The organism is Streptomyces dioscori, from assembly GCF_003024195.1.
Lineage (GTDB): Bacteria > Actinomycetota > Actinomycetes > Streptomycetales > Streptomycetaceae > Streptomyces > Streptomyces dioscori.
This window is the reverse complement of the sequence record NZ_KZ679039.1, coordinates 156646-170031: the sequence shown is the minus strand read 5'-3', so window position 1 is coordinate 170031 and position 13386 is coordinate 156646. Positions and strand designations below refer to the sequence as shown.

Here is a 13386-nt window from a genome sequence, read left to right as displayed (position 1 = left end):
TTCCCGTGCGACCGACGGTACCGCGCCCGCCGCCGGTGGCGGGCCCCGGCACGGCCGCGGCACGACCGCGGCTGACGCCAACGGGAACGGCGGCGGGGGCCCACCCGCTACCGTGGATCGGATGAGCGTCCAGGAGCAGTCGTCAGAGGAGCCCGGCGGGGCGTCCACAGAGGAGCCCGCCCCCGCCGGGGCACACCCTCGTTCCCTCGCGGAGGACCTGCGGGCCCGCGACGACTCCTCCCTGTCCGCGCTGCTGCGGGCCCGCCCGGACCTCATCACGCCCGTACCGACCGACCTGACCCAGCTGGCCACCCGGGCCGGTACGCGGGCCTCCGTGATCCGGGCCCTGGAGCGCCTGGACCGGTTCGCCCTGCAGACCGCGGAGGCGCTGGCCGTGGCCCCGGAACCGGCGCCGTACGGCACACTCCAGGACCTGCTGGCGGGTGACGCGCACGACCCGGTGGTCGTCGAGGCGCTCCCGCGAGCCGTGGCCGTCCTGCGTGAGCAGGCCCTGGTGTGGGGCTCGGACGACCGGCTCCGGCTGGTGCGCACGGCCCGCGAACTGCTCGCGCCCTCGCCGCAGCACCCCTCCCCGACCGGGCTCGGCCCGACGGTCGCGGAGGCGACCACGGGCATGTCCCCGGGCCGGATCCAGGAACTCCTGACGGCGGCCGGGCTGCCCACGACGCACGACGCGGTGTCCGCGGTGGGGTCGCTGACCGGGCTCTTCACCGACCGCGCCCGGATGTCCGACCTGCTCGACTCGGCCCCGCCGGACTCCCTGGAAGTCCTTTCGCGGCTGGTCTGGGGGCCGCCGTACGGCCAGGTGACCGCCGATCCGGCGACCCGGCTGCGCTGGCTCCTCGACCGCGGACTGCTGCTGCCGACGGCGCCCGGCACGGTCGTACTGCCCCGCGAGGTGGCCCTCCATCTGCGCGAGGGGCGGGCGCACCAGCGGACGGAACCGCTTCCTCCGCCGGTCGAGCCCACCTCCGTACACCGCCCACAGGTTGTGGACAGCACGGCGGCCGGGCAGGCGTACACGGCGCTCGCCACCGTCGAGGAACTGCTGAAGGACTGGGACGAGGGCGGCCCGTCGGCGCTGCGCGCGGGCGGTCTGAGCGTGCGCGACCTGAAGCGGACGGCCGTGGCCCTCGACGTACCCGAGCCGGTCGCCGCCTTCTGGGTCGAACTCGCCTACGCGGCGGGCCTGCTCGCCCCGGACGGCGAGGCCGACGAGCGGTACGCGGCGACGCCCGCCTACGACGAGTGGCTGGAGCTCCCGGCGGCCGAACGCTGGACCCGGCTGGCCACGGCATGGCTGTCGGCGACCCGTACGGCGGGCGTGGTCGGCGGACGCGACACCAAGGAGCGCACGCTGGCGGCGCTGGGCCCCGGCCTCGACCGCTCGGCGGCGCCCGAGGTCCGGCACCGGGTCCTCTCGCTCCTCGCCGCGCTGCCCGAGGGCGGCTCCGCATCCCCCGACGCCCTCGTGGCCCGCCTGCACTGGGAGCGTGCCCTGCGCGGCGCCGCCTCCTCGGACGATCTGCGGTCGCGGATCGCCCGGTGGACGCTGACCGAGGCCGAGTCCCTGGGGATCACCGGCAGGGGCGCGCTGTCCGCGCACGGACGGGCGCTCTTGGGGGCGCCGCCCGGCGCACCCGCCCCCGCGCCCGCCACCGGGCCCGGCGACAAGCTGCCCGTCCATCACCGGCATCTCCACCATCCGGTGCCCGCGCCGGACCCCCGCACCCCCGCCGAGGTGGCCGCCGCCGCAGCCCTGGCCGGCCGGCTGCTGGCACCGCTCCTGCCCGAACCCCTCGATCACGTCCTCCTCCAGGCGGACCTGACAGCGGTGGCCCCGGGTCCGCTGCGCCGCCCGCTGGCCGATGTGCTGGACGTCCTCGCGGACGTCGAGTCGAAGGGCGGGGCGACGGTCTACCGCTTCACGCCCGGTTCGGTCCGCCGCGCCCTGGACGCGGGCCGCTCGGCCTCCGACCTGCAGGCGTTCCTCACCGCCCACTCCCGTACGCCGGTGCCGCAGCCGCTCGCCTACCTGATCGACGACGTGGCCCGCCGGCACGGCCATCTGCGGATCGGCGCGGCGTCGGCGTACGTGCGCTGCGACGACGACGCGGTCCTGAACGAGATCGTCGCCGACAAGCGTGCGCAGGGGCTGCGGCTGCGCCGTCTCGCGCCCACGGTGCTGGCCGCCCAGGCCGACCCGGCCACCCTCCTCGAAGGGCTGCGCGCCATGGGCTTCGCGCCGGCCGCCGAGTCCGCCGAGGGCGATGTGCTGATCACCCGCGCGCTCGCGCACCGCACTCCCCCGCGCACGGCGCCCGAGCCGGTCCCCGACGGCCCGCCGTCCCCCGACACCACCCTGCTGGGTGCCGCGATCCGGGCCATCCGGGCGGGCGACCTGGCCTCCACGACCCCGCGCAAGCCGTCCGCCTCCGGTTCCGCCGGCTCCTCCTCCGGATCCACCGGCGCCGAACGGAACGGCACGCTCCCGCGCACCACCTCCGCCGAGACCCTCGCCACCATGCAGGCCGCCGTCCTCACCGGCGGCACCCTGTGGATCGGTTACGTGAACGCCGAGGGCGCCGCCAGCCAGCGCGTCATCGCCCCCGTCCGGGTGGAGGGCGGTTTCGTCACGGCGTACGACCACACCGCGGACGAGGTACGGACGTATCCCCTGCACCGGGTGACGGGCGTGGCGGAGCTGGCGGACGAACAGGCCTGAGTCCGCCCGCCCACCGGACTCCCTCTCACTCGTTCGGGTGTAGGCGGTGGTTCATGCGCGCCACGCCGGACACTTCCCACCCATGAGGGACCTTGTGGGTTCTCCGGCATTCCCGCGCCGGCCGCTGGGCAGCCACTGGGCGTCCTGCTCACGCAACGAACCCACGCACCGAACTCATGTGAAGAAGAGGGAACCCCATGCGTACTGCCCGTCGTGTCGCCACCGTCCTGATCGGTACCGCCGCACTGCTCGGCGCACTCGCCTCACAGGCCGCGGCGATCGGCATCGATCTCGGCGGGGGCGTGACGTTCTGAGCCGCCCCCGCGCGGCGCGTCACACCCCGTAAGCCCCTTCTCGCCCCGTACGCACAGCAGGCCTCGCGGGCTTTGTACGTCCAGCGGGCCCCGTACGTCCGGCGGGCCGGACCCGGTCGTCCCGGGTCCGGCCCGTCCCCTCCGTGGGCCCGCGTCCGTGGGCCCCGCCCCGGCTCAGCAGCACCCGAAAGGTTCCGTAGCTCCCATGCGTCCCCTGCGTCTCCTGCTCCAACCCGCCTGTCCCACGGCCTCCGTGCCGTCGCTGAGTCCCGAGGGCGCCGAGCGCCGCACCCACCACGCGCGCACCGCCGCCGCGGTCGCCCTCATCGCCTCGGCCGTGCTCATCGGCGTGCTCGCCCCGCAGGCCGCCGCGGCCCGGACGGCGGCGGGGGCGGGGGCACCCCAGTCCGCCCCGGCCGCCCCGGCCGTCCCGTCCACGCGGTCCGCCCTGCCGTTGCCGCTGCCGGTGACGGCCGTCGAACCGCTCGTGACCGAGGGGGTCGGCATCGAGGGGCCGCTGATCAACAACATCACTCTGCCCACGCTGAGGTGACCTGCCGCATGCGGTAGCTGTCGCCTTCGAGCCGCACGATCTCCGCGTGGTGCGCCAGCCGGTCGACCATCGCGGGGGCGGCACCACCGAAGACCTCCTCCCAGCGGCCGAGCGGACGGTCGGTGGTCACGATGAGGGAGGACCGCTCGTAGCGGTGCGCGACGAGCTGGAAGAAGAGGTGGGCGGTGTCCGGGTCGAGCGGGGTGTAGCCGACCTCGTCGACGATGAGCAGCGGGCAGGCGTCGAGGTCCGCCAGTTCCTCGGTGAGGCGGCCGGCCGACCGCGCGTCCGCAAGCCGCGCGGCCCACTGCGCCGCGGTCGCGAAGGCCACCTGGTGCCCCGACTGGCACGCCCGTACGCCGAGACCGACGGCGAGATGGGTCTTGCCGGTGCCGGGGGGCCCGATGAACACCACGTTGCGGCGGGCCGCGACGAAGTCCAGGCCGCCCAGCCGGTGCACGGCCTTGCGGTCGAGCACCCGGGGGTACTCCTCGTCGAACTCCTCCAACAGCTTCCGGGCGGGAAAACGGGCCTCACGGATCCGGGCCTCGGCACCGGGCTCGGCGGGATCCTGCACGTCACACGTCTCGTGCGTCTCGTGCGCGTCGTACGAGACATACGAGTCGTACGTCTCGTACGTCTCGTACGGGGAGGAGACCGTCTGCGCCGGGATCGGGACGGTGACCCGCGCGACGGGCGCGGTCCTGGCCGCGACCGCGAACTCCGCCGGGACGGAGGACCCGTTCGTCCCGCCGGCCGCCCTCCCGGCGCCCTCGTGCGCGGCCCCCTCGTGGGAGGCGTACACAGGGGTGAGCCCGTGCCCTCGGTGCAGGCGCTCCCCCTGTGCGGCCATCGGTCCCGACATGTACGCCAGGATCGCCGCCGAGGCGATGAACGCCATGTGGATGACCGTCCCCCACAGCAGTGAGTGGTGGGAGGTGTGGTGCACGTCCACGAACATCTGGAGCAGGTGCACGGACGAGATGCCCACGATGGCGGTGGCGAGCTTCACCTTCAGCACGTTGGAATTGACGTGCGAGAGCCATTCCGGCTGGTCCCGGTGGCCCTGCAGTCCGATGCGCGAGACGAAGGTCTCGTAACCGCCGACGATCACCATGATCAGCAGATTGGCGATCATGACGACGTCGACCAGTTTCAGCACGGCGAGCATCACATACGTCTCGTCCGCCTGCCCGGTCACGCTCCGGAGGATTAAAGTCCACAGCTCCCTGAAGAACTTGTAGACGTACACCCCCTGCGCGGCCACCAGCCCGAAGTACAGCGGGGCCTGGAGCCAGCGGGTGGCGAAGAGCGAGTAACCGAGTATCGCGGTCGGCTGTGAGGGGGTGGGCAGCGGCTCGGGCGGCGGGACATGGCCGTGGTGGGGCAACAGTGGGCTCTCCCTGTGCGGCAGACCGGACGGTGAGCTGGGCAGTGACCTGCGGGATCGCCATTCTTCGGGGCAACGACCGTAAATCTGAATTCACACCACTCATTGGAATGAATAGACATTCAGTAGGACAGGACCGCGGACACCGGGCGTTCGCGGCGGCGGGCCCCGGCCATCAGGCACACTGGACGTTTGGCCGTGCACATCGCACGGCTGTGCAGAAGGGGACGCGCGTGAATGGTCCACTCATCGTCCAGTCCGACAAGACCCTCCTCCTGGAGGTCGACCACGAGCTGGCGGACGAGTGCCGCCGGGTCATCGCCCCCTTCGCCGAGCTGGAGCGCGCGCCGGAGCACATCCACACCTACCGGGTGACCCCGCTCGGGCTGTGGAACGCGCGCGCGGCCGGACACGACGCCGAGCAGGTCGTGGACGCGCTCGTGCAGTACAGCCGCTATCCGGTGCCGCACGCGCTGCTCGTCGACATCGCGGAGACGATGGGCCGCTACGGCCGGCTCACGCTGAGCAAGCACCCGGCCCACGGGCTCGTCCTGACCACCACCGACCGGCCCGTGCTTGAGGAGATCCTGCGCTCGAAGCGGATCACCCCGCTCGTGGGCAACCGGCTCGACCCGGACACCGTGGCCGTGCACCCCTCCGAGCGCGGGCAGATCAAGCAGACACTCCTGAAGCTGGGCTGGCCCGCCGAGGACCTCGCCGGTTACGTGGACGGGGAGGCGCACCCCATCGGGCTCGCCGAGGACGGCTGGTCCCTGCGGCCGTACCAGAAGCAGGCGGTGGAGAACTTCTGGCACGGCGGGTCGGGCGTGGTCGTGCTGCCCTGCGGCGCCGGCAAGACGCTGGTCGGCGCGGGCGCGATGGCCGAGGCGAAGGCCACCACCCTCATCCTCGTCACGAACACCGTCTCGGCCCGGCAGTGGAAGCACGAGCTGGTCAAGCGCACGAGCCTGACCGAGGAGGAGATCGGCGAGTACAGCGGTACGCGCAAGGAGATCCGCCCGGTCACCATCGCGACGTACCAGGTGCTGACGACCAAGCGGAAGGGTGTCTACCAGCACCTGGAGCTGTTCGACTCCCGCGACTGGGGGCTGATCATCTATGACGAGGTGCATCTGCTGCCCGCGCCGGTCTTCAAGTTCACCGCCGACCTCCAGGCGCGCCGCCGGCTCGGTCTGACGGCCACGCTGGTGCGCGAGGACGGCCGCGAGTCGGACGTGTTCTCCCTCATCGGGCCGAAGCGTTTCGACGCGCCCTGGAAGGAGATCGAGGCGCAGGGCTACATCGCGCCGGCCGACTGTGTCGAGGTCCGGGTGAATCTCACGGACTCCGAGCGGCTGGCGTACGCGACCGCCGAGGCGGAGGAGAAGTACCGCTTCTGTGCGACGACGGCGACGAAGCGCAAGGTCACGGAGGCGCTGGTCCGGCGGTTCGCCGGGATGCAGACGCTCGTCATCGGGCAGTACATCGACCAGCTCGACGAACTGGGCGAGCATCTGGACGCGCCGGTCATCAAGGGCGAGACGTCGAACGCGCAGCGCGAGAAGCTCTTCGACGCGTTCCGTCAGGGCGAGATCAGTGTGCTGGTCGTCTCGAAGGTCGCCAACTTCTCCATCGACCTGCCGGAGGCGACGGTCGCCATCCAGGTGTCGGGCACCTTCGGCTCCCGTCAGGAGGAGGCCCAGCGCCTCGGCCGGGTGCTGCGCCCGAAGGCGGACGGCCACCAGGCCCACTTCTACTCGGTCGTGGCCCGCGACACCATCGACCAGGACTTCGCGGCCCACCGCCAGCGCTTCCTGGCCGAGCAGGGCTACGCGTACCGGATCGTGGACGCGGACGAGCTGCTGGCCGACAACTAGCACTCGGCCGGTCGGCGCTCGGGAGGGGGCGCGCGGAAGGGGTCGCGCGGGAGGGGCGCTACCTGCGGCGTACGCCCGCCTCCTCGCCGTACTCGCCGAGGAGGACCACTCCCAGCGCGGCGCCGGCGAAGACCTTGACGGCGCGCAGGGCGTCGGCGACACGGTGGCGGTGACTGCCCCGCAGGGCGGTCGCGCCGGTCGGCGGACGGGGGCGGGCGGGGGCCTGGGTGAAGGTCGCTGTACTCATGCATCCATGGTGGAACGTCCGCGCCCCCCTTCCATCGGCCTGCGGACCGAGCCTTCGCCGCCCCGTGTACGACTTCGGGGCGATCTCCACCCCGGACGCAGGGGTCGGTGTCCCCTAGGGGACGCGGGACCCGGGCGCCCAGGTGCGAAAACGGTTGGCCCCCGTCGCCCCCGTTCGCCTAAGATCTCCGCTCTTGCCCGCCTCCCGTCGTGGAGCGCCGCCGTCCGGACGGAAACCGGCCGGTTCACCGCCACAGTCAGCGGGGCCCGCCCGGCCCCGCGGTTCCCGCAGGCCCGGAGGCAACACCCGTGTCCACCCCGCCCGACTCCGCCATGCCGTCCGACGATCCCCTCTCCCGTGAACGCGCCCATCTCGCGGACTCCCGTGCCGCACTGCGGTCGATGCGCGAGGACGTGCAGTCCCTCGACATCCGGGACGTCACCGCGAACTGGGTCAACGCGGAGGTCCTGACCCGCCAGATCGACGAACGCATCAAGGCCCTCGCCGACCTGTCCCACACCCCGCTCTTCTTCGGCCGCCTCGACTACCTGCACGCCCCGGGCGCCGAGCAGGCGGAGGGCGCCGAGGGTGAACGTTTCTACATCGGCCGCCGGCACGTGCACGACGCCGGCGGCGACCCGATGGTGATCGACTGGCGCGCCCCGGTGTCCCAGCCGTTCTACCGGGCCTCCAAGAAGACCCCGCTGGACATCGCGCTGCGCCGCCGCTTCGGCTACACCGGCGGCGACCTCACCGCGTACGAGGACGAGCACCTCTCCGACCCCGCCGAGACCGCCGGCACCAGCAAGCTGCTCCAGCAGGAGATCGAGCGCCCGCGCGTGGGCCCCATGCGCGACATCGTGGCGACGATCCAGCCCGAACAGGACGAGATCGTACGGTCCGGCCTGGGCGGCACGGTCTGCGTGCAGGGCGGTCCCGGCACCGGCAAGACGGCCGTCGGCCTGCACCGGGTCGCGTACCTCCTGTACGCCCACCGCGACCGCCTCGCCCGCACCGGCACCCTCGTCATCGGACCGAACGCGTCCTTCCTCCACTACATCGAGCAGGTGCTGCCCGCGCTGGGCGAGCTGGAGGTCAAGCAGGCCACGGTCGCCGACCTGGTCGCGCACGTCGAGGTACGGGGCGCGGACGAGGCGGCGACCGCCGTCCTGAAGGGCGACGCGCGGATGGCCGAGGTGCTGCGCCGGGCGGTCCGCGCGCATGTGACCCTGCCCACCGAGCAGGTCGTGGTGGTCCGCGGCTCCCGGCGCTGGCGCGTACCGGAGTACGAACTGACCGCCATCGTGCAGGAGTTGCTGGACCGGGACATCCGGTACGGCGCCGCCCGCGACGCCCTGCCGCAGCGCATCGCGCACGCCGTGCTGGTGCAGATGGAACGGGCGGGCGAGGCACCGGACGACCGGGTGCAGGACGCCGTCGCCCGCAACCCCGCGGTGAAGGCGGCGGTGAAGGCGATCTGGCCGCCGGTGGACCCGGCGAAGCTGGTCTTCCGGCTCCTCTCGGACGCCGACTTCCTGGCGCTGCACGCGGAGGGTGTCCTCAGCGAGGACGAGCAGGAGACGATCCGTTGGGCGAAGCCCGTCCGGTCGGTGAAGTCCGTCAAGTGGGCCGCCGCGGACGCCGTGCTGATCGACGAGGCCACCGACCTCGTACAGCGCACGCACTCCCTCGGGCATGTGGTGCTCGACGAGGCGCAGGACCTGTCGCCGATGCAGTACCGGGCGGTGGGGCGGCGCTGCACGACCGGTTCGGCGACCGTGCTCGGTGATCTGGCGCAGGGTACGACGCCGTGGGCGACGCGGAGCTGGGAGGAGGCGCTGGCCCATCTCGGCAAGTCGGAGGCGGTGGTGGAGGAGCTGACGGCCGGTTTCCGCGTTCCGACGGACGTGATCACGTACGCGTCCCGGCTGCTTCCGCACATCGCGCCGGGCCTGGCGCCGGTGGCGTCGGTCCGGGAGAACCCGGGCTTCTTCGAGGTCCGCGCGATCCGCGAGACGGCTGCGGACACCACGGCGGCCGCCGCCGAAGTGATCGCGGCCTGCGAGGAGTTGTTGGCGAGGGAGGGGTCGGTGGGGCTGATCGCCGCCGACGGGCGGGTGCCGGGACTGGCCGAGGCGCTGGCGAAGGCGGGGGTCTCCCATCTCGCTCCCGGCGAGGAGACGACCGCCTCCGCCCGTCTGACACTGGTGCCGGCGTCGCTCGCGAAGGGGTTGGAGTACGACTACGTGGTACTGGACGAGCCGCGGGCGGTGGTGGACGGCGAGCCGGACGAACGGACGGGGCTGCGGCGTCTGTACGTCACGCTGACGCGGGCGGTGTCGGGCCTGATCGTGACCCACGCGGACGCCTTGCCGGCGCAGTTGGAAGGGTAGGGGGGCGCAGGGGGCCGTAGGGGACGTAGGAGGGGTCGCGTTCCGGGTGCGGGCCGGTGGGGGCTGGTCGCGCAGTTCCCCGCGCCCCTAGGGGATGGGGCTGCGCCCCGATCCACCCACCCCCTCAGGGGCGCGGGGAACTGCGCGACCGGCCACGACGGACCCGCACCCGTTCAGTCCTCGTTCAGCCCTCGTCCAGCGCGGAGCGCCACACCCCCACCGCGGATGCGGAGACAGGCGCGCCCCAGCCCTGAGGCCGCGCCGCACCCCCGATGTGGAACGCGTCCACACCCCCCGCCCGCAGCCGAGCGACATGGTCGAGCCGCAACCCCCCGCCCACGAGGAGTTGCGGCTCGTACCCCGCCTCCCCCCGCCGCCCCGCCTCCGCGAGCAGCGTCGGCAGCCCCTCGTCCACGCCGCCCGCAGCCCCCGCCGTGAGGTACGTGTCAAGGCCGGGCAGGTCGGAGAGCCGCTTGCGCAGGGCGTCCCGGTCGGCGGCCCGGTCGATCGCCCGGTGGAACGTCCACGCGCAGCCGTCCAGTTCGGCGAGCACCGACTCCAGCGCGGCCAGGTCGGGCTCCCCGTTCGTGTCCAGGAACCCGAGCACGAACTCGTCCGCCCCGGCGGCCCGCAGCTCCCGCGCCGCCCGTACCAGCGCCCGTACGTCCCCGGCGGCGAAACCGTCCGTCAGTCGCAGCATGACGCGCAGCGAGATGCCGACGGCGGCCCGGATCCCGGCGAAGGTCTCGACCGGCGGGGTGAGCCCGTCGGCGGCCATGTCGGTGACGAGCTCCAGCCGGTCCGCGCCTCCGGCCTCGGCGGCGACCGCGTCCTCGACGTCGAGGGCGATCACCTCCAGGACTGCACGCTTGCTCATAGGACCTCTTCCCTCGGGCGGCGACAGATGACGGGCTACAGGTCTAGTCCAATACTCAGCCTACGCGCCCCGCGTCGGAGATCAACGGATATCACCATTCGCGCACACGTCGTCACTGTCCGCAACTACCCTCGATACGGCGACGTCCGACAACGCCAGCCGCGCGAAAGGGAGTTGTGCCATGCCCAAGACCGAGCGACTCGAACCGTCCCCGCCGCAGTACGCGCAACCGGCGTCGGCAGACGTCGTCACCTTCGAGAGCCTGGCGCGGTCGGTCAGGGACTGGGCACCGGACCTGGTCCCCGGCCTGCTCCGGACCGCCGCCTACAGCCAGGCGGTGCTCCAGGCGTACGAACCGGCCGGGACGGACGAGGCCGCCGACGGGCGGACGGCCTCCCGGCGGGCGCGCGCCCGCATCCTCGACAATCCGGCGGGGCCCCGCTACCAGGTGATTCTGGACGAGGTCGTCGTCCGGCGTCCGGTGGGCGGCCCGCACACCATGGCCGAACAGCTCCGCCGCATCGCCGCACTGGTCCGAAGCCATCGGATCGTCGCCCAGGTACTGCCCCTCTCGGAAGGCGCGCATGCCGGGCTCGAAGGCCTCTTCAAACTGATGACGTTCGACGACGCCCCGCCCGTCGCCTACGTCCAGGCCGCCGGGACCGGCCGCCTGCTGGACGATCCGGCCGTGATCACCCACTGCACGCTCACCCACGAACTGCTCGCGACAGCCGCCTTGTCCCCGCTCGCGTCCCTCGCTCTCATCGAGCGGGCGGCCGACGCGTACGAGGACGCGCACCCCAACTGACCGAGGATCGAGAGTGACGGCGATGGCGACGACGGCGACGGTGACGGCGGGCGGACAATGGGACCCATGGCCGATCCCGACGCGCTGCGCACCCGCTGGTCCCGCACACTCCACCGGAGCCGTGGGACGCAGACCCCCGCCCCCATCACCGGCCCAACCGCCACCCCCGCCCCCTCGCCGGAGGCCTACGCCGACAACCTCCTCACCCGCTGGTCGGAACCCCAGCGGCGCTACCACACCCTCGACCACCTCACGGCGGTGCTGGACCACGTCGACGTGCTGGAGAAGGCCGCGGCCGACCCGGATCTCGTCCGGCTGGCCGCGTGGTTCCACGACGCGGTCTACCTCCCCGACCGCTCCGAGAACGAGGAACGTTCCGCCCGGCTCGCCGAGCGCGCGCTCCCTGAGGCCGGCCTCTCCGCCGCCGCCACGGCCGAGGTCGCCCGCCTCGTCCGGCTGACGGTCACCCACGCGCCGGCCGGCGACGACCCGAACGGACAGGTCCTGTGCGACGCCGACCTGGCGATCCTCGCCTCTCCGCCGGACGCGTACGCCGCCTACACGGCAGCGGTCCGCGAGGAGTACGCCTTCGTACCCCCGGACGCCTTCCGCGAGGGCCGCGCGGCGATCCTGCGCCAGCTCCTCGAACTGCCGCGCCTCTTCCACACCCCTTACGGGACAAGGGAATGGGAGGGCCCGGCCCGTCACAACCTGACGAGCGAGCTGACCCTGTTGACGGCCTGAACCCCACCCGATGGAATGGGCCGTCCACCGTCGAGGTTGGCACTTGATATGCCCGTCCCCACGAGCTCCAGCTCACCCACGCCCGCCCGCACGCCACAGTCCGAGACCACGTCCGCGTCCGAGTCCGCGTCGAAGACCACGTCCAAGCCCGCGCCCATGCCCCTGGCCGTCTACATCCTCGGGCTCTCCGTCTTCGCGCTGGGCACCAGCGAGTTCATGCTCTCCGGGCTGCTGCCCGCCGTCGCGGACGACATGCACGTGTCCATTCCGCGCGCGGGCCTGCTGATATCGGCCTTCGCGGTCGGCATGGTCGTCGGAGCGCCCCTGCTGGCCGTGGCCACGCTCAGGCTGCCCCGCCGCACCACCCTCATCGCGCTCATCAGCGTCTTCGGCCTCGGCCAGATCGCGGGCGCCCTCGCCCCGAACTACACCGTGCTCTTCGTGTCCCGGGTCGTGAGCGCGCTGGCCTGCGCCGGCTTCTGGGCGGTCGGCGCGGCCGTCGCCGTCGCCATGGTCCCGGTGAACGCCCGCGCCCGCGCGCTCGCCGTGATGATCGGCGGCCTGTCGATCGCGAACGTCCTCGGCGTCCCGGCGGGCGCCTTCCTCGGTGAGAGCCTCGGCTGGCGCTCGGCGTTCTGGGCGGTCGGCGCGGCCAGCGCGGTCGCGCTCGTCGGAGTGGCCACCCTCATCCCCCGTATCCCGCTCCCCGACGAGAAGCCCCGGCTCAGGAACGAACTGCGGATCTACCGCGACCGGCAGGTCTGGCTCACGATCTCGCTGATCGCGTTCTCCGCGGGCGGGGTGTTCTGCGCGTTCAGCTATCTCGCCCCGCTGCTCACGGACGTGGCCGGGCTCGACGAGGGCTGGGTGCCGGCCGTGCTCGCGCTGTTCGGGATCGGCGCGCTCATCGGGACGACGATCGGCGGCCGGATCGCGGACGCGCACCTCTTCGGGGTGCTGCTGTCCGGCATCGCGGCCTCGACGGTCCTGCTCGTGACACTCGCCCTCCTCGCGCAGTACGCCGTCGCGGCGGCCGTCCTCGCCTTCCTCCTCGGCGTCTCCGCCTTCTACACCGCCCCGGCACTCAACGCCCGGCTGTTCAACGTGGCGACCGCCGCCCCCACCCTGGCCGCCGCGACCACCACGGCCGCCTTCAACCTCGGCAACACCGGCGGCCCCTGGATCGGCGGCGCCGCCATCGACGCGGGCCTCGGCTTCGCCTCCCCCGCCTGGGCGGGAGCGGCCCTGACCGTCACGGCGGGCGCACTGACCGCGATCTCGCTGCGCCTGTACCGGCGTGCGACGCCTTCACGGGTGGTCACCGGGGCCGCATCCCGGATCGAGGTCGCGGCGGAGGTCGGGACGGTGGCCGTCGCCGATGTCGGGACCGGGGTCGGGGCGGCCAAAATTACCGACCGCTCCGCGAACTGATCACCT

10 protein-coding genes are annotated in these 13386 nt (G+C 73.0%); 7 read left to right on the top strand and 3 right to left on the bottom strand.

Annotation, left to right across the window (positions count from 1 at the left end; translation table 11 throughout):
* Positions 1-121: 121 nt before the first annotated feature.
* A complete protein-coding gene (locus C6Y14_RS05420) occupies positions 122-2746 on the top strand; it encodes a helicase-associated domain-containing protein (RefSeq protein ID WP_107015345.1) in 2625 nt (874 codons plus the stop codon).
* A gap of 519 nt (positions 2747-3265) precedes the next feature.
* The gene (locus tag C6Y14_RS05410; protein WP_225890917.1) at positions 3266-3613 is read left to right on the top strand and encodes a hypothetical protein; all 348 of its coding nucleotides are present in this window, start codon (positions 3266-3268) and stop codon (positions 3611-3613) included.
* On the opposite strand, the gene istB is transcribed toward C6Y14_RS05410, so the two are convergent.
* Positions 3591-5003: an IS21-like element helper ATPase IstB gene (gene istB, locus C6Y14_RS05405; protein ID WP_404828718.1), complete on the bottom strand. Its 1413-nt coding sequence runs from the start codon at positions 5001-5003 to the stop codon at positions 3591-3593. The two genes, C6Y14_RS05410 and istB, sit on opposite strands and share 23 nt — an antisense overlap.
* Positions 5004-5236: 233 nt before the next feature.
* Between istB and C6Y14_RS05400 the strand changes: the two genes are divergently transcribed.
* On the top strand, positions 5237-6880 hold the full coding sequence (locus C6Y14_RS05400; protein WP_107015809.1) for a DNA repair helicase XPB: 1644 nt from the start codon (positions 5237-5239) through the stop codon (positions 6878-6880).
* Between the two features lie 58 nt (positions 6881-6938).
* On the opposite strand, the gene C6Y14_RS05395 is transcribed toward C6Y14_RS05400, so the two are convergent.
* Positions 6939-7127, bottom strand: coding sequence for a hypothetical protein (locus C6Y14_RS05395; RefSeq protein WP_107015343.1), 189 nt, complete (start codon positions 7125-7127; stop codon positions 6939-6941).
* Between the two features lie 332 nt (positions 7128-7459).
* Here C6Y14_RS05395 and C6Y14_RS05390 point away from each other — a divergent pair, with 332 nt between their 5' ends.
* On the top strand, positions 7460-9520 hold the full coding sequence (locus C6Y14_RS05390; protein WP_107015808.1) for a HelD family protein: 2061 nt from the start codon (positions 7460-7462) through the stop codon (positions 9518-9520).
* 184 nt (positions 9521-9704) lie between these two features.
* Here C6Y14_RS05390 and C6Y14_RS05385 read toward each other — a convergent pair whose 3' ends face one another.
* A complete protein-coding gene (locus C6Y14_RS05385; protein ID WP_107015342.1) occupies positions 9705-10397 on the bottom strand; it encodes a copper homeostasis protein CutC in 693 nt (230 codons plus the stop codon).
* Between the two features lie 181 nt (positions 10398-10578).
* Here C6Y14_RS05385 and C6Y14_RS05380 point away from each other — a divergent pair, with 181 nt between their 5' ends.
* The 3 genes from C6Y14_RS05380 to C6Y14_RS05370 all read left to right on the top strand — a co-directional run bounded on the left by C6Y14_RS05380 (position 10579) and on the right by C6Y14_RS05370 (position 13380).
* A complete protein-coding gene (locus C6Y14_RS05380) occupies positions 10579-11205 on the top strand; it encodes a DUF5753 domain-containing protein (RefSeq protein WP_107015341.1) in 627 nt (208 codons plus the stop codon).
* A gap of 66 nt (positions 11206-11271) precedes the next feature.
* The gene (locus C6Y14_RS05375) at positions 11272-11949 is read left to right on the top strand and encodes an HD domain-containing protein (RefSeq protein WP_107015340.1); all 678 of its coding nucleotides are present in this window, start codon (positions 11272-11274) and stop codon (positions 11947-11949) included.
* Between the two features lie 156 nt (positions 11950-12105).
* On the top strand, positions 12106-13380 hold the full coding sequence (locus C6Y14_RS05370; RefSeq protein WP_107015339.1) for a Cmx/CmrA family chloramphenicol efflux MFS transporter: 1275 nt from the start codon (positions 12106-12108) through the stop codon (positions 13378-13380).
* The last annotated feature ends 6 nt before the right edge of the window (positions 13381-13386 follow it).

Excerpts from the sequence above, each read along its gene's own strand:
- C6Y14_RS05420 (WP_107015345.1), top strand. The coding sequence starts at position 122 with ATGAGCGTCCAGGAGCAGTCGTCAGAGGAGCCCGGCGGGGCGTCCACA.
- C6Y14_RS05410 (WP_225890917.1), top strand. The coding sequence starts at position 3,266 with ATGCGTCCCCTGCGTCTCCTGCTCCAACCCGCCTGTCCCACGGCCTCC.
- C6Y14_RS05395 (WP_107015343.1), bottom strand. The coding sequence starts at position 7,127 with ATGAGTACAGCGACCTTCACCCAGGCCCCCGCCCGCCCCCGTCCGCCG.
- C6Y14_RS05390 (WP_107015808.1), top strand. The coding sequence starts at position 7,460 with ATGCCGTCCGACGATCCCCTCTCCCGTGAACGCGCCCATCTCGCGGAC.
- C6Y14_RS05385 (WP_107015342.1), bottom strand. The coding sequence starts at position 10,397 with ATGAGCAAGCGTGCAGTCCTGGAGGTGATCGCCCTCGACGTCGAGGAC.
- C6Y14_RS05380 (WP_107015341.1), top strand. The coding sequence starts at position 10,579 with ATGCCCAAGACCGAGCGACTCGAACCGTCCCCGCCGCAGTACGCGCAA.
- C6Y14_RS05375 (WP_107015340.1), top strand. The coding sequence starts at position 11,272 with ATGGCCGATCCCGACGCGCTGCGCACCCGCTGGTCCCGCACACTCCAC.
- C6Y14_RS05370 (WP_107015339.1), top strand. The coding sequence starts at position 12,106 with ATGCCCCTGGCCGTCTACATCCTCGGGCTCTCCGTCTTCGCGCTGGGC.